Consider the following 15,491-nt stretch of genomic DNA (forward strand, 5'->3'; position numbering starts at 1 on the left):
CTAATTTATAACGTTATGCTAAAAGTGACAGCTTAGCGGTTCCAGTTGGCTTGCGCTAAGGCCTTGGCACTAATAGCGAGACGACGACCTTGGCCGATGGCAATCTCACGTTCATCATCAGAGACTGGCTGATCATGCGCGACGCCACTGACATGACTGGCACCATAAGGCGTACCGCCACGATGGGTACGGTTTAGAGCAGGCTCAGCATAAGGCACACCGACGATAATCATGCCGTGATGCATTAATGGCAACATCATCGTCAGCAAAGTCGTTTCTTGGCCGCCATGCATAGTGCCTGTCGCTGTGAATACTGACGCGGGTTTGTTTTGTAGATTACCTGCCAGCCATAGCGTGACAGTACTGTCCCAAAAATATTTCATTGGCGCGGCCATATTGCCAAAATACGCCGGGCTACCTAGCGCCAACCCCAAGCAGTCTTTTAAATCATCCATGGTGCAGTATAGATCACCTTCATCAGGAATCGCAGGCTTGATAGTGGTGGTTTCTGCTGCAACCGTCGGCACCGTACGAATACGCGCTGACATACCAGCCTCTTCAATACCTTGAGCGATAGCATACGCTAAAGTCTTAGTCGCACCATGAGTAGAGTAATAAAGCACTAAGATATAAGGGTTTGTTTGGCTCATTGACAGCGTTTCCTTGTAAAATCATTAAAATACTGATTGAAAGCAATTGGCAGTATGAATATATACGCACATTATGCCCGAGTCGTCAGCTGACATGCAAACAAAGCCTAATATCCCTCACAGAGCCATATGTATTTTGACACAAAAATTTGGCAGATGCTGACTGCTCATTTTGTTACACTATTGGCACTCTTATCGCTGCTAGATGAATGACATGGAAAACCTATTAAAAAAACTCCCATTTGCACACAAACACTGGTTCAGTTTTTTGCGTTTTTTAACCCGGCACTTCTTCGAGGACAACTGTCAACAAAAAGCAGCCTCTCTAACTTACACCACCATGTTGTCAATTGTCCCTATATTGACGGTGCTGTTGATGATATTGTCCTCTGTGCCAGCACTTGCCTCGGTCAGGGCGCAGATTTATGAAGTGATCTATAGCAACTTGCTACCCCAATCAAGTCTGCAGGTTAGTGAATATATCAATAGCTTTGCTGAAAAATCCACCAATTTAACCGCTATCGGCGCAATGATACTGTTTGTCACGACCATCATGACGCTTACTACCATTGAGCGCGCATTCAATCAAATTTGGCGAGTAGAAGACCGTTCAGGTGGTCTCAGAAGCATGCTGCGCTACTGGACTATCGTTACTCTAGGGCCTTTGGTTTTAGGGACTGCATTTATCGTTTCAAGTACCGTACAGAGTCTTAGCTTCTTAAACCGACAATTTGCTGGCTATGGTATTGATTGGTCATTTTGGGTACAGATAGTATCTATTGGGGTCACCGTGACTGGCTTTATCGCTATGTATTGGTTTATCCCTAAAGCCCGAGTGCCTGCAAAAAACGCCGCCATTGCTGGGGTTTTTGTGGCGATCGTCTTTGAGCTACTAAAGCATGTGTTCGGTACAGTCATGACCAACTTCACCAGCTATGAAGCTATTTACGGCGCGTTTGCCGCTTTGCCGATTTTCTTGTTATGGATTTATCTCTCTTGGAATCTGATTTTATTAGGTGTTGAGATTAGCTACACCCTAACCATCTTTGAAACTGAAGAGGTGTATCCGCGTCATCCACTACTTAGCTTGCTCGATATGCTCAATTTGGTCTATCGCAATCACTTAGAAGGCCATGCTGTCAGTGAGCAAGAGCTACGTAGTGTGCTTGGCCGCAAAGAGCTACCCAAGTGGTATACCTATATCAACTACTTAAAAGACAGCAATCTCATCACCACCACGGACAATGACGAGTACGTACTAAAAAAAGACCTCAGTCGCATGAGTTTATGGGACTTTTATCGTACCTTACCGTATCCGCTACCGATCAAAGATGAGCTGGACGAGATGAGCCCAGAAGATCAAAAACCTTGGCTAAGCTTATTGGTCAATCGCTTTGAAAATACGGAAGCTTATGCTAGAGAGCAATTAGATGTGCCGTTAAATACCATCTTTGCGCATAGCCAGCCCCGACGAAAAACATCTGAGCCAAAGTCCTCTAAGGCAAAATTATCTGCTGCTGATATCAATGGTCGTGTGATAAATAATAACAGTAGTATGAATAGCTCAGACCAAGACACTGACACTGACTCTGTGCCAGACTTTGAGCCGGCAGCCTATGATAAAGACAGCAAGATAGAGTGCGACAATAATAACCAAGAAATATTGATTCCAGAGGACAACATTTCAGATAATGACGTTCCAAATAGCCATGCTATAGATGACGATGGCTATAAGACCAGATCAACAGCTAAGCGCATTTTTAATGATGATAAAGGTAATATTATTACCGAAGCGGATAACCCACAAGCTAATAAATAGACAAGCTGCATAAAATCCGCTGCTGATGTTTTGTTATCTTACTGATATTAAAAACAAAAGCTTATTAAAAAACTTATCAACAATATCAAAACACCTTGGAGGCGATGGCAGTGAGTGACATCCAAAAAAAATCCCTGCCGACACGTACGCTGACAGCAACCCTGTACTGGCTCAAACAGCTGACACAGCTATGGTCGTTAAAGACACTCACTGACCTGCCTGATCGCCTAAAAAATATATGGCAACAGCTGATGGGTTCCTATTGGTTTATACCCACCGCTTGTGTGCTGATAGGCATACTTTTAGCGCCGCTGTTGGTGACCATTGATCAGCATTTTGACCGCAAAACTGTCAGGGATCTAAGCTTTGCCTTTACTGGTGACGACGATGCCGCACGCGCCATCATGACCACGATCGCAGGTGCGGTGTTAGGAGTGGCAGGTACCACTTTCTCTATTACCATTGCCGTACTCTCAATGGCCTCATCACAGTTTGGCCCACGCTTGCTACGCAACTTTTTGACTGACACCTCAAACCAGCTGGTACTCGGTGCATTTATCGGTACTTTTAGCTATAGTTTGTTGGTTTTAAAGTCTATCCATAAGCATGATGTTGATTTTGGTGTGCCACAGTTGGCGGTTACCTTCGCTATTATCATGGCGATCATCTGTGCGTTACTACTGGTCTACTTCATCCAGCACATGGTGCATGCCATTCAAGCGTCACACGTGATCCAAGGCGCAAGCAATGAAGCCATTAGGAACATTAATTATTGGTATCATGATCACTGCGACCTACAGCATCAACGTGATATAGACTTGGCGCAGCCAGATATTGAACACTATCAAACATGGGCAACGACTCCTATTTATGCACCGCTCTCAGGTTATCTGCAGCAGATTTATATAGAGTCATTAATGACTCTAGCGCTCGATTATGGCGGAATAATAAAGCTCCATACCAATCTCGGTGACTTCGTTACTAATAAAAACGTTATTGGTTACTTTTATCAGCGCCCAGCAAATCATCCTAGCCTTTTACAGAAGACCAAAACCTCTCATCTAGCAATAATGCCAAGCGCTCCAGATGGATTGTTCTGGCAGCGACTGGCTACCTGTATCCATATCGAGCGCCGGTCATCGCATTCCAATGATATATCCTACAGTTTGGGGCAGATGACTGAGATTGCGGTACGTGCCTTATCACCTGGGATTAATGATCCAAAAACAGCGGTAAACTGTGTGCAATCACTCACCACTTGTTTGAGTGTCATGATACGCAGGCAGCCGCCCAGTCCTTATCATTTTTATACACCACCATCTGAAAACGCTGATTCTAATAAAGATGATGCTAATACCTCAACCGAGCAGCACCGAGTAGCGATCTTGTCGGTTATCACCAAGACACCTACGATTTCTGACTTTATTGATACCTCGCTCGGTGAAGTACGTCGTTACGCTACTAGTGATCTCATGGTGCTAAAGGCCTTATGTCAGGCTCTAACGAACCTCAACTATGCACGGGTGAATGACGCTCAGAGACAGATCTTGCTGCACGAGCTAAAGCTGATTGAGCGTACGGGAGAAGAAAATTTAAGTTATAGCGAGCTAATCGCAGATCTACTCGCCATGACTCAGCAGGCAGGATACTTTATCAATAGCGAAGACTCCAAATTTCAGTACTTCGAATATGTCAGTGAGTTTGCCGCTCATATTCGCCAAACCTTAAAAACAGAATAACTACGGTATAAGAACCTAGGCTCTTTTAAAACTGCACTAATTCCCAAACAATCTGAGAAATTTTTTATGGTAACTGCAACCAGCCTGACCGTCCTTGAAGTCGGCGCAGTGTTTTTATCGATTACTGCCCTTTTATCCTATGTAAATCATCGTTTTATTGGACTACCGACCACCATTGGCGTGATGGTTATCTCGATAATATTATCTATGGTGGCGATATTTTTAGGATTTTTGGGATTTGATCAACTGATTGATTATGAGATTAGTTTATTAAACCAGTTAGATTTCACCGAAGTTTTACTCGATGGCATGCTTTCTATGCTGCTATTTGCGGGTGCTTTACATGTCAATATTAGCGATCTGAAACGTTATAGACTACCCATTGGTATCCTTGCTTGTGTTGGTACCGTCGTATCAGCCGTGCTTATCGCCACTGCACTTTACTTTATGCTGCCGCTGCTGGGTTTTGGGTTGCCTTATATCTGGTGTTTGCTATTTGGGGCTTTGATATCGCCTACTGATCCCATTGCTGTCATGGGAATTTTATCGTCAGCAGGTGCGCCAAAAAGTATTGAAACGGTCATTGCGGGTGAGTCATTATTCAATGACGGCCTTGGTGTTGTTATCTTTGTACTATTGCTTGGCATTTTATCCAGTGGCGATATCCCTACTGCAAATTATGTCGCGCATACCCTAGCGGTAGAAGCAGGTGGCGGTATAGTCTTTGGTTTGGTACTTGGCGCTATCTTGTACTATATGATTAAGAGTATTGATAGCTATCAAGAAGAAGTGCTATTGACACTTGCAGGCGTGATAGGTGGTTACGCGCTTGCCAGCCATTGGCACTTATCAGGGCCACTGGCTATGGTAATGATGGGGCTGATGCTTGGCAACCAAGGACGAGAATGGGCCATGAGCGATGAGACGCGCAATTATATTGATTTATTTTGGGAGTTAATCGATGAAATCTTAAACGCTATCTTATTTGTTTTGATTGGACTGGAAGTGGTGATGATCGCTTATTCAGGGAGCTTGTTTGTCGCTGGCGGTCTGGCTATTATTATTGCCCTGTTTGCTCGTTTTATCGTCGTTGGCATGACCACCAAGACCTTTAGTAAACAGTTAAAGCTACCAGACGGTGCATGGAAAGTCTTGACGTGGGGCGGGCTACGAGGCGGTATTTCTGTCGCATTGGTATTACAACTACCTTCAGGATATGAGCGCGATATATTATTGGCACTCACTTATGCGGTGGTGGTATTCTCGATCTTAGTTCAAGGCTTAAGTATTGGTAAAGTCGCTAGGACCATACAACCTACTAAAGAGAAAACACTATAGATTTCATGAGTAGGCAGATGAGTAATAAAATAGCCAGTACAAAGATATTTTTTAATCTTGGCTTTGATGCTGGCTGTTTTTTGCAGCATATATAGTGCAGTCATACGCTTTTACATAAACGTCAAATCAAACCTTTGCGCTTCATATTACGATAGACCACAATGACAATAATAATATTCAAGATAAGGATGAGCAGTTTAAACCAGTCAAATGGTGCAGTAATTAAGTAATACAGCTCAATGGGTATGAATATCCCGTAGCCGATGACGCTAAACCAGTAAGCCCACGTTTTATCCTTCCATAAACCATAAGCTTCAATGAAACGTAAGCTGACATAGGCAAATATCAGCAACATAAACACTGACCAATTCTTGCTGGCTTGCTGGGCAACATGAACGGCACTCTCAATCTGCGGCGTTAGTAGCTTACCAAAATAGTGTCGCCACGAGTCTGTAGCAGTCTCTAGCCACTGCTCAAGGTCCTTGTGCCAGCGCCACAACGCGCCGGCTCCTAGCATTGCCACAGAACCTTTTACTATCTCATAGATAGCCACTGCCTTGATGGAGTCACTAGACTCGCTAGCTCTATCTATGGGGCTAGACGGCTGCGAGCGCCCCTCCTGCAGAGGCACCTTAGCCAAAGAAAGTCTCCACCACTCGTCCATGTAGATGTTGGTTAAAGAAAGGCGTGTTTTTGCCGTCTGACAACATGGTCTTCGTAGTCACCTGCCAGTCAATATTAGGGTCAACCAACACCGCCCCGCCAAGACTTTCATATTGAGTGCTAATACCTGCAATCTTTGCAGGGTTTAGGCAGATTTTATCTACCAACTGCTCCAAAGTTAACACTTCATCATGTACCAGCTGACATGCCAACGCCATAAAAGTATCGAAGTTTGAGATGCCTGGCGTGCTCTCAGCAAAAGGCGCCTTTTTAGCCGTACTGTTTAGAGGCTCATGATGACTACAAATGGCATCGATCGTGCCGTCTTTGAGACCGCGACGCAGTGCTTGCTGATCGGTATTACTACGCAGTGGTGGCAATACATAGGCTTGAGCATTAAAGCCTTCTAAATTATCGTCCGTCAAGTACAGCTGATGCATGGCGACATCACAAGTGACTGGCAGGCCTTTGTCTTTGGCCCAGCGCATCAGCTCCACTGAAGACTTACAACTTAGTTGACTAAAGTGTGCCGCAATTCCCGTCTCTTCCACCATCAAAAGCTGGGTCGATAATGCCACCGTCTCTGCAATCCAAGGAATACCTTGCAAACCATGATAAGAAGCAATATAGCCTTCATGCGCCACGCCGTCGTTAGATAAAGTCGGCTCATCAGGATAAAAAAATACTTTCATACCAAAGGTTGCCGCGTACTCTAAAGTACGTAGCAATACTAAGTCATTTTTAAAAGGTCTACGCGCATTCGAGACAGCAATACAGCCGCCCTTTTTTAGGCCTGCGATATTAGAAGGCCGCTCCCCTTCTAGGCCTGCGGTCAGTGCTCCTAACACATGCAGATAGATGCCACCATCACCCAAGGCACGCTCGCGCAAACCTTTGAGTAGTGAGCCATTTTCTAATATAGGAGTGGTGTCTGGCGGAATAACCACATGCAAAAAGCCATTAGCACGCGCCGCGCGACCTTCAGATACCAAAGTACCATGCTGCTGCTGACCAGGTTCACGCAAGCGCGCACACAAGTCTACCAAAGGCGGTAGCAACCATGTTTCTCGGTCAGCATCGAGGCTTGCCAGCTTATCCGTTGCTGCCTTAGAGAGTGTATTCTTGAATACATCAGGGAGCAAGTCAATCATCTGTGTATCCATCGTGGTAGGGTTCGTCATGAGCTATATTACCGTATCAATAAATTATAAGAATAAAATAACCAAGGTTAAAAGCTATCCGTTACGCGCGGCTTGATGCGCGCGCTGCCCTTCCATGGCAAGTGCCAACACCGCCATCCGAATAGCAACACCATTACTGACCTGCTTCAAAATCAATGACTGGTCGCCATCCGCCACACTTGAGGCAATTTCAATGCCACGGTTCATAGGCCCTGGATGCATCACCAACGCATCAGGCTTGGCGAGTGCTAAGCGCTCAGGTGTGATGCCATAATGTTTGTAGTATTCACTCGATGATGCCAAAAGTGGCGAACCAATACGTTCATTTTGGATACGCAGACCCATGATGACATCACAGTCCGTCACACAGCTATTCATATCTTCATATACTGTCACACCAAAGCGCTTAATACCTTTGGGTAATAAAGTCCGCGGTGCAATCACCCGTATGTCTTTCACTCCTAATGTCTGTAGTGCGCTAATGTCCGAGCGCGCCACACGTGAATGCTTTATATCACCGACGATAGCGACAGACAGCTCTTCAAAGGGACGCGGTGCCTCACGATGAATGGTGAGCATATCAAGCATACCTTGGGTTGGATGCGCATGCCAACCATCACCAGCATTGATGATAGCAATATCAGGCGTGACCTCAGTCGCCATAAAGTGCGCCGCCCCTGATGCCGAATGTCTTACCACAAAGATATCAGCCGTCATGGCTTGCAAATTCCACAGCGTATCGCGTAAGCTTTCGCCCTTCTTGGTACTAGAGCGGCCAATATCGATGTTTAGCACATTGGCACCCAGACGCTTTTGCGCGACCTCAAAGGTGGTACGAGTGCGGGTTGATGGTTCAAAAAACAAGTTCATCACGGTACAACCATCAAGCTCAGGCCGATTAATCAGTTGACCATTTTCATCAATAAAAGTCTCTGCTTTGGCTATAATGGTTTGCAGCTGTGATTTATTTAGCCCTTCAACACCCAAAAAGTGGCGCAGGCTACCATCAGCATTTAATTGCGGTCGGCTAAGGGAAGTATTAAGCTTTCGGTGAATAACATCATGATCGAATTTGGCGTACTTGGATGGTGAGACTGTGTTCGTTGAATTAGTACTGGTAGAATTTGGCATAATACGAATCTTTATCAGGAGTTTATATTGAGTTAATCATATTTTTTATAGTGATTTCATTGCAACCATGAATACAGATACAGGGACATTTTGACACTTATTTGCTACACTTTGCTCTAGTGATATAAGTTGCCTGATGTTTATAAAATAACCAGAACTGTATGAGACATGATGAGCGACAAGCCTTCTTAAATGATGGATATAATAATGGATATAGTGTAGCTGATTTTGCAGTCAGGACAAAGACACCGCCTGCGCTATTTATATATTTATTAGGGCGTGTCATCAATTAGCATAGATATTTCAGAATAAGCTATACTTAGATCGTATTTAGGAATTTGAGCTCAATGACTATGACAAGACGACATGCCCTACGTGATGACCAATGGGAGAGAATTAAAGCCATTCTACCTGGTAAACCAAGTGACGTTGGTGTTACTGCAAAGGATAACCACTTGTTCGTAGAAGCGGTTCTGTACCGTTACAAGACCGGCATACCCTGGCGTGACCTACCTGAACGCTTTGGCGCCTTCAGAGTGATTCATTCTCGTTTTAGTCGCTGGTCAAAAAAAGGCGTATGGGAGCAGGTTTTTAATCAACTCTCTGAACAATCCGATGACGAATATGCCATGCTAGATGCCACGATTGTTAAAGCCCACCAGCACAGTGCTGGAAAAAAAGGGATCAAGCCATTGGACGCAGCAAAGGTGGACTGACGACTAAAATACATACTCGAACAGATGCGCTAGGCAATCCTACTGGCTTTTATCTAACAGGTGGGGCAGCTCATGACCTGTGTGGCTCAGATGAATTGCTTGATGTCAGTATTAGCCAAACGTGGCTTGCCGATAAAGCTTACGATGCTGATGCCCGCGTTATTGAACCGATTAAAGCAGTGCAAGGTAATGCAGTTATACCATCTAAGTGTCATCGGCTGCAGCCAAGAGACTTCGATAAAGAGCTTTATAAAGCGAGGCACCTAATAGAAAACTTCTTTGCCAAGATTAAGCAGTATCGTGCGATTGCCACTCGCTATGATAAGTTAGCCAGTCATTTCCTTAGTGCCATTCACTTAGTTTCTTGTGTCGTTTGGCTTAATTGATGACACGCCCTAGTTATATGTTTATCAACACCGCGACTTATTTGATATTTTAAACTGCTTATTGAACCTGACAGATGAGCTGTTATTTTTAAACAACCATTTCTCCCCTACTTTTTACGACCTCCATTACCTACTAGGAAGGACTATGACGACCTTAGCACACTATCTAAAAGAGCACGCAGCCGATTCTGCAATCAGTGATGTCATTACCACGATTACTGATGTGGGTAAAACCATCTCCCAGCTCCTGAGAAAAGGCGCATTAGCAGACATTCTAGGGGAAGCTGGCAATCAAAACGTCCAAGGCGAAGACCAAAAAAAGCTCGACGTACTGGCAAATGATTTATTATTAGAGGCTTTGGCGCAAAACGCACATTGTGCTGGCGTCGCCTCAGAAGAGCTAGATGATGCCACACCTGCCAACGCCGATGGCAGCTTACTGGTACTGTTTGATCCACTTGATGGTTCATCAAATATCGATATCAATATGGCAGTTGGCACCATTTTTTCTATTTTGCTGTATCAGCGCCAAGGCCAAACCAGTGAAAACAGCGATTTTTTGCAGGCGGGTAATAAGCAACTGGCAGCAGGTTATCTATTATACGGCACCTCTACCGTCTTAGCGCTAACAATAGCAGATAACGTAGTGATGTTTAGTTTAGATCCAGACACAGGCGATTATGTACTGATAGAAGATAACGTGCAAATCGACGCAGATACCAGTGAATACGCCATCAACAGCTCAAACTACCGTTATTGGCGCGCGCCGATGCAACAGTATATTGATGAGCTTATCGCAGGAGAAGACGGTGTCCGTGGTCGCGACTTTAATACACGCTGGGTAGCAGCCATGGTCGGTGACGTCCATCGTATCTTATGCCGCGGCGGTCTATTCACTTATCCGTTTGATACCAAGTATGCGCACAAAGCAGGTAAGTTACGCTTAATGTATGAAGCCAATCCGATGAGTTTGCTCATTGAGCGTGCGGGCGGCGGCGCCACTGATGCGACAAACCGTATCTTAGACATAACACCGACAGACATTCATCAGCGCGTCCCTGTGGTGCTTGGTAGTAAAAATGAAGTGGATTACATCAAAGACCTACATGTAAACCATGCAGATAAATAAGTATCTTCAACACAAAAGCAAATAACTGATAACCACCGTCTTAACGTAGATAAATAATACACTTTAAGACGGCTATCTTAATACCTTCACCTCTACACTCTTCTCGAAGCGGTCCATTATGGTATCAAACCCAACCGAACTGATTACCTCAGATAAAAACGTCACTGTAAAACTGGTTAAGGCGTTACTTACTCAGGCTCGCCAACGTAAAAAACACGGTCAGACAGTACTCGAGGGTGTGCACCTTCTCGATGCCGCCTTACGCAGTAGTTTTCAGACTGAGCAAGTTCCTTTTAGCCAAGTATTACTAGCAGAGTCAGCGTCAGCGCATGCGGAAGTACGGCAGATTTTAACGCGGCTGCCAACTCATATCCCTGTGCTTATCTTGTCAGACACGCTATATCAAAGCATCCGTAGCCTAGGGACAGGTGTTGATATCATGGCGATTATCAAAGTACCAACACCAAGCCTAACAACGATAAACGATGATTGCTTAATTCTAAATGACGTACAAGATAGCGGCAATGTCGGCACCCTCCTACGCACCGCAGCGGCCGTTGGTATCCATCACATACTTTGTACCAATGCCACCGCTCAAGCATGGTCACCTAAGACGCTACGAGCAGGTATGGGCGCACAGTTTGCCCTCACTATCTATGAAGGCCTGAGCACCCAAGATATTTTAGACCATGTACAAATCCCTTTGCTTGCGACCAGCTCACATACCGACACCCTAATCTATGAGCATGATCTACGAGCGCCGATTGCTTGGGTCATGGGGCACGAAGGACAAGGAGTTTGTGATGAGCTAATGCAATGCGCCACTCCAATTGCTCTCCCGCAACCGAACGGACAAGAGAGCCTTAATGTCGCCATTGCAGGATCACTCTGTCTATATGAAACACTGCGTCAGCGTCAATACAGTTAAGACAGCTCCCTATAAACAACGTATATTTTAAGCATAAAAATCCCGCCATCGTTCATCGTCGATAGCGGGATTTTTTATTATGTATCACTATGCCAACTGTGACTTAGATTTTGCTAGTTAGCTCAGGTACCGCTTCAAACAAGTCAGCTTCTAAGAAGTAATCAGCAACGCTGGCGATAGGCGCTTCTGGGTCATTGTTGATAGCAACGATAACCTTAGAGTCCTTCATACCTGCCAAATGCTGAATAGCACCAGAGATACCAGCTGCAATATACAACTGCGGCGCAACGATTTTACCCGTTTGACCGACTTGCATATCGTTAGGTACATAGCCTGCATCAACTGCTGCACGTGACGCACCAATTGCAGCGCCTAGCTTGTCTGCTAATGGCTCGATGTATTTGGTGAAATTTTCACCATTTGCTAACGCACGGCCACCAGACACAACGATTTCAGCTGACGTCAGCTCAGGACGATCAGATTTTGCCATCTCTTCATTAACAAAGCTTGATTTTCCAGACTCCTGCACACTATCAACCGCTTCGATAGTCGCTGAACCACCTTCAGCAGCCACTGGGTCAAAAGCTGTCGCACGTACTGTCAATACAACTTTGTCTTCTGTTGTTTTTACAGTAGCAGTAGCGTTACCAGCATAAATTGGACGCTCAAAGGTCTGCGGATCTATCACTGCAGAGATCTCAGACATCATGCTTACGTCTAGTAGTGCTGCAGTACGGGGCATGAAGTTTTTGCCAGTTGTGGTCGCAGCTGCAACGATATGACTATAGTCACCAGCGATATCTGCAACCAATAGCGAGATGTTTTCTGCCATTTGATGCTCATAAGCAGCGTTGTCTGCTAGCAATACTTTGCTTACGCCTTCAACTTTTGCCGCTTCGTCGGCGACTGCTTGATTACCACTACCAGCAACCAATACATGGACTTCGTCGCCCATTTGCTTTGCAGCAGCGATAGTGTTTAGAGTTGCCTTTTTTAGACTGGCATTGTCATGTTCTGCATATACCAAAATTGCCATTGTTTTTATCCTTTATTTGTTTGTTCACGTAGTCATGGATTCACACAGCTTTCAAAACCTAGCGCCAAAAGTCTAATAACTCTATAGACGCTCTAGCAAAGTATTAAATAACTTTCGCTTCGTTTTTTAGCTTATCGACCAATTCATCAACTGAACCCACCTTGATACCAGCTTTACGCTCAGCAGGTGGCACAACTTTGATAATCTCTTGCTTAGAAGTCATCTCGACGCCAAAATCAGCTGGTGTTTTTTCATCAAGTGGTTTTTTCTTCGCTTTCATGATGTTTGGCAACTTCGCATAACGCGGCTCATTCAGGCGTAGATCAGTGGTGATGACCGCAGGCAAGGACAGTGCTACAGTTTGTAGACCACCATCAACTTCACGAGTAACATTGACTTTATCGCCTTCAACGGTAACTTCTGAAGCAAACGTACCTTGACCGATACCCATTAGAGCAGCAAGCATTTGACCGGTTTGGTTGTTATCGTCATCAATAGCCTGTTTACCCAAAAGAATAATATCAGTGCTCTCAGATTCAGCGATGCTCTTCAAAATCTTTGCTACTTGTAATGGATACGGTTTGGCATCGGTTTGTACCAAAACACCACGATCAGCACCTAGTGCTAGAGCGGCACGAATCTGCTCTTGTGATTCTTTTGGCCCGATTGAAGCAACAATGATCTCATCAATCACACCCGCTTCTTTTAGACGTACCGCTTCTTCTACAGCGATTTCATCAAACGGGTTAATAGACATCTTGGTGTTAGATAAATCCACACCAGAGTTATCAGCTTTTACACGAACTTTTACGTTATAATCAATGACACGCTTGACCGCGACTAATGCTTTCATACGTTCCTCGTTTATTAGTGTTATGAATTAAAAAATTGTAAATCATGGGCCCATTGTCGTTCAAAATCTTACCTAAAAGGTAGCAGCTCAGTGAGCAAAGACTCATTAACATGATAATATATCAGAGCTGAGCACAGATACATAGTACTAGCTATCAAAAGACCCCACTACATCAAAAATTATCATTATTTAATAGACAGATATATCTTGCGTGACCACACAGGTAAGGTCAAGGCAACGCCGTGAATAATGGGTCATAAATTTGTCACCAACTCCCTCTAAAGTTACAATTCAGCTAAAAAAATAGTCATTTATGCTGTAAAACTTCCATTTTATTACTTCATAGTCTCATTGGTTCTTTATTTTATAGCCATTTTTACTCAAACTACTTTTACTGAATAAATTGGGTATAGATCACTTATAGTATTTGCTTTGAATTTCTCATTACAGGTCCCATCAATAGCTCACTGTCACGTACATCATTAAATAATGACTGATCTGGTACAACGTTATTGTTCTTTATCACACTCATATCGCCAGTCGTTTCCATAATCACCACAAACACTTCTGATTTTGATTTAATGCCGTTTTTACGTAATACTTGTTGTACATCACTGGTGCTTAAGTTGGACTCTTTAAGATTATCTAATAGGTACTCACCATGAGCCATTAAAATAATAGGTTGGTTGTCGATCAGTGCTTTTAAAGGCTTAGCTTTACGTCTTACCAGGGAGACTACTGCCTGAATCACAAACAGCACCGCTACTGCAAACAGGCCTTGCAATAGTGAAGGAGAGTCAGATAATACCGTTGACGCTAAGATACTCCCTATACCTACCGTCATCGCAAAGTCATGACTTGATAGCTTGGAAAAACTACGCAGACCCATAAAGCGTGTAAATACCATCAAGCCAATATAAAATCCCACCGCAGATAATGATATTCCGATCACTTGTTGCCAATCAATGGCAAACCACGCTTCCCACTTCATACTTTTCCTTATGACTCTGCATTACCTGTCTTTAACGACATACTATAGTAGATTCAATTTAAAAAGGTTATAGCGCTACTGGGGTGAATTTTGCGCAGCCTCTGTGAATGCAGCAAGCAAGCGAAATTTATATCAGCAGCGCTTTTGAACTTATGAAAGTTTTGTTTTCAACTGACTATATATATTGTCACTAAAGCCATTAAACTTTTAAAACCCATTTTTTGCCACAAAAAAAGCAACCTGATAAGAGGTTGCTTTTAATATACAGTCTAAACAATAGTCTTGTTGTTAACACAACAATATAATCTACGCTTATAATATCTATTAGCCATAAAGAATCTTGATAAATCAAGCTTGCTTTAAAGCAGTAAAATTATAGAGCTTCGATTTGCTCAGCTTGTGGGCCTTTTTTACCATCACCTAAGATGAAAGACACTTTTTGGCCTTCGGCTAAAGTTTTGAAACCGTTACCTTGGATAGCGCTGTAGTGAGCGAATACATCTTGTCCGCCGTTATCTTGAGCGATAAAACCAAAACCTTTAGCTTCATTAAACCACTTTACAGTGCCTTCAACTTTATCTGACATAATTTTTCCTAACTCTTTAACTGTTGGCAAGACGTATGTCTGTACCGATTAATTGACAAATACTCATTAGAATCTTGAGCTTATGCTCAAACTAAATAGATGATAGACCTCGATGGTCACTCATTATTGTCGTCTAAAACCCTATGAGTACAAGTGTAGTATAGCAGTTTTTATGGTCATTAGTAGACTAAATTATAGAGTTTTGTAAATTTCTGACAGATTATAACAAGCTCTATCTATATGAATAATCAAACAATTTAATCAAAAACCTAGCTAATAATATTGAATTCAGGACATTGAAACATACAATATAAAGATAAGCTAAAGCACCAGTCTTCATCAAAA

The 15,491-nt window shown here is 43.6% G+C and carries 13 protein-coding genes and 1 pseudogene; 6 read left to right on the forward strand and 8 right to left on the reverse strand.

The features are described 5' to 3' along the window. Positions 1 to 32: 32 nt before the first annotated feature. Entirely contained in the window at positions 33 to 650 is a 618-nt protein-coding gene (gene wrbA / locus JMX03_RS11055; protein ID WP_201596780.1) for an NAD(P)H:quinone oxidoreductase, read from the reverse strand. A 214-nt stretch (positions 651 to 864) separates the two neighbouring features. Between wrbA and JMX03_RS11060 the strand changes: the two genes are divergently transcribed. From JMX03_RS11060 to JMX03_RS11070, 3 genes are all read left to right on the forward strand, one after another. After that, on the forward strand, positions 865 to 2,469 hold the full coding sequence (locus tag JMX03_RS11060) for a YihY/virulence factor BrkB family protein (protein ID WP_201596782.1): 1,605 nt from the start codon (positions 865 to 867) through the stop codon (positions 2,467 to 2,469). Positions 2,470 to 2,573: 104 nt separating this feature from the next. Continuing rightward, positions 2,574 to 4,208, forward strand: a complete 1,635-nt coding sequence (locus JMX03_RS11065) for a DUF2254 domain-containing protein (protein WP_201596784.1) — start codon at positions 2,574 to 2,576, stop codon at positions 4,206 to 4,208. 66 nt (positions 4,209 to 4,274) lie between these two features. Continuing rightward, positions 4,275 to 5,546, forward strand: a complete 1,272-nt coding sequence (locus JMX03_RS11070; protein WP_201596786.1) for a cation:proton antiporter — start codon at positions 4,275 to 4,277, stop codon at positions 5,544 to 5,546. A 121-nt stretch (positions 5,547 to 5,667) separates the two neighbouring features. On the opposite strand, the gene JMX03_RS11075 is transcribed toward JMX03_RS11070, so the two are convergent. From JMX03_RS11075 to JMX03_RS11085, 3 genes are all read right to left on the reverse strand, one after another. After that, entirely contained in the window at positions 5,668 to 6,186 is a 519-nt protein-coding gene (locus JMX03_RS11075) for a DUF2127 domain-containing protein (RefSeq protein ID WP_406947722.1), read from the reverse strand. Continuing rightward, positions 6,179 to 7,360 carry a dihydroorotase gene (locus JMX03_RS11080; protein WP_201598067.1) on the reverse strand — a complete coding sequence of 394 codons (1,182 nt, stop codon included), beginning with the start codon at positions 7,358 to 7,360 and terminating at the stop codon, positions 6,179 to 6,181. The genes JMX03_RS11075 and JMX03_RS11080 overlap by 8 nt, the downstream gene beginning before the upstream one ends. Positions 7,361 to 7,444: 84 nt before the next feature. Continuing rightward, positions 7,445 to 8,521, reverse strand: coding sequence for an aspartate carbamoyltransferase catalytic subunit (locus JMX03_RS11085; RefSeq protein ID WP_201574059.1), 1,077 nt, complete (start codon positions 8,519 to 8,521; stop codon positions 7,445 to 7,447). A 353-nt stretch (positions 8,522 to 8,874) separates the two neighbouring features. On the opposite strand from JMX03_RS11085, the pseudogene JMX03_RS11090 reads away from it, so the two are divergent. From JMX03_RS11090 to JMX03_RS11100, 3 genes and pseudogenes are all read left to right on the forward strand, one after another. Further along, positions 8,875 to 9,623: pseudogene (locus tag JMX03_RS11090) on the forward strand (IS5 family transposase). Positions 9,624 to 9,768: 145 nt separating this feature from the next. Then, entirely contained in the window at positions 9,769 to 10,752 is a 984-nt protein-coding gene (locus JMX03_RS11095; RefSeq protein ID WP_201596789.1) for a class 1 fructose-bisphosphatase, read from the forward strand. A gap of 118 nt (positions 10,753 to 10,870) precedes the next feature. Further along, entirely contained in the window at positions 10,871 to 11,680 is an 810-nt protein-coding gene (locus JMX03_RS11100) for a TrmH family RNA methyltransferase (protein WP_201596790.1), read from the forward strand. A 103-nt stretch (positions 11,681 to 11,783) separates the two neighbouring features. Here the strand turns inward: JMX03_RS11100 and JMX03_RS11105 are convergent, their stop codons facing one another. The 4 genes from JMX03_RS11105 to JMX03_RS11120 form a co-directional block, all read right to left on the reverse strand. Then, a complete protein-coding gene (locus tag JMX03_RS11105) occupies positions 11,784 to 12,716 on the reverse strand; it encodes an electron transfer flavoprotein subunit alpha/FixB family protein (protein WP_201574056.1) in 933 nt (310 codons plus the stop codon). Between the two features lie 103 nt (positions 12,717 to 12,819). Then, on the reverse strand, positions 12,820 to 13,569 hold the full coding sequence (locus JMX03_RS11110) for an electron transfer flavoprotein subunit beta/FixA family protein (RefSeq protein WP_201574055.1): 750 nt from the start codon (positions 13,567 to 13,569) through the stop codon (positions 12,820 to 12,822). Between the two features lie 418 nt (positions 13,570 to 13,987). Further along, complete coding sequence (locus tag JMX03_RS11115; RefSeq protein WP_201596791.1) at positions 13,988 to 14,560, reverse strand: DUF421 domain-containing protein; 573 nt, start codon at positions 14,558 to 14,560, stop codon at positions 13,988 to 13,990. A 373-nt stretch (positions 14,561 to 14,933) separates the two neighbouring features. After that, a complete protein-coding gene (locus JMX03_RS11120; protein ID WP_058368296.1) occupies positions 14,934 to 15,146 on the reverse strand; it encodes a cold-shock protein in 213 nt (70 codons plus the stop codon). Between the last annotated feature and the right edge of the window lie 345 nt (positions 15,147 to 15,491).

The organism is Psychrobacter fulvigenes (assembly GCF_904846155.1).
In the GTDB taxonomy this organism is placed as follows: Bacteria; Pseudomonadota; Gammaproteobacteria; order Pseudomonadales; family Moraxellaceae; genus Psychrobacter; species Psychrobacter fulvigenes.

Coding starts and splice junctions, on each gene's coding strand:
- JMX03_RS11115 (WP_201596791.1), bottom strand. CDS start 14,560: ATGAAGTGGGAAGCGTGGTTTGCCATTGATTGGCAACAAGTGATCGGA.
- JMX03_RS11105 (WP_201574056.1), bottom strand. CDS start 12,716: ATGGCAATTTTGGTATATGCAGAACATGACAATGCCAGTCTAAAAAAG.
- JMX03_RS11060 (WP_201596782.1), top strand. CDS start 865: ATGGAAAACCTATTAAAAAAACTCCCATTTGCACACAAACACTGGTTC.
- JMX03_RS11080 (WP_201598067.1), bottom strand. CDS start 7,360: ATGATTGACTTGCTCCCTGATGTATTCAAGAATACACTCTCTAAGGCA.
- JMX03_RS11110 (WP_201574055.1), bottom strand. CDS start 13,569: ATGAAAGCATTAGTCGCGGTCAAGCGTGTCATTGATTATAACGTAAAA.
- JMX03_RS11100 (WP_201596790.1), top strand. CDS start 10,871: ATGGTATCAAACCCAACCGAACTGATTACCTCAGATAAAAACGTCACT.
- JMX03_RS11070 (WP_201596786.1), top strand. CDS start 4,275: ATGGTAACTGCAACCAGCCTGACCGTCCTTGAAGTCGGCGCAGTGTTT.
- JMX03_RS11120 (WP_058368296.1), bottom strand. CDS start 15,146: ATGTCAGATAAAGTTGAAGGCACTGTAAAGTGGTTTAATGAAGCTAAA.
- JMX03_RS11095 (WP_201596789.1), top strand. CDS start 9,769: ATGACGACCTTAGCACACTATCTAAAAGAGCACGCAGCCGATTCTGCA.
- wrbA (WP_201596780.1), bottom strand. CDS start 650: ATGAGCCAAACAAACCCTTATATCTTAGTGCTTTATTACTCTACTCAT.
- JMX03_RS11065 (WP_201596784.1), top strand. CDS start 2,574: ATGGCAGTGAGTGACATCCAAAAAAAATCCCTGCCGACACGTACGCTG.
- JMX03_RS11085 (WP_201574059.1), bottom strand. CDS start 8,521: ATGCCAAATTCTACCAGTACTAATTCAACGAACACAGTCTCACCATCC.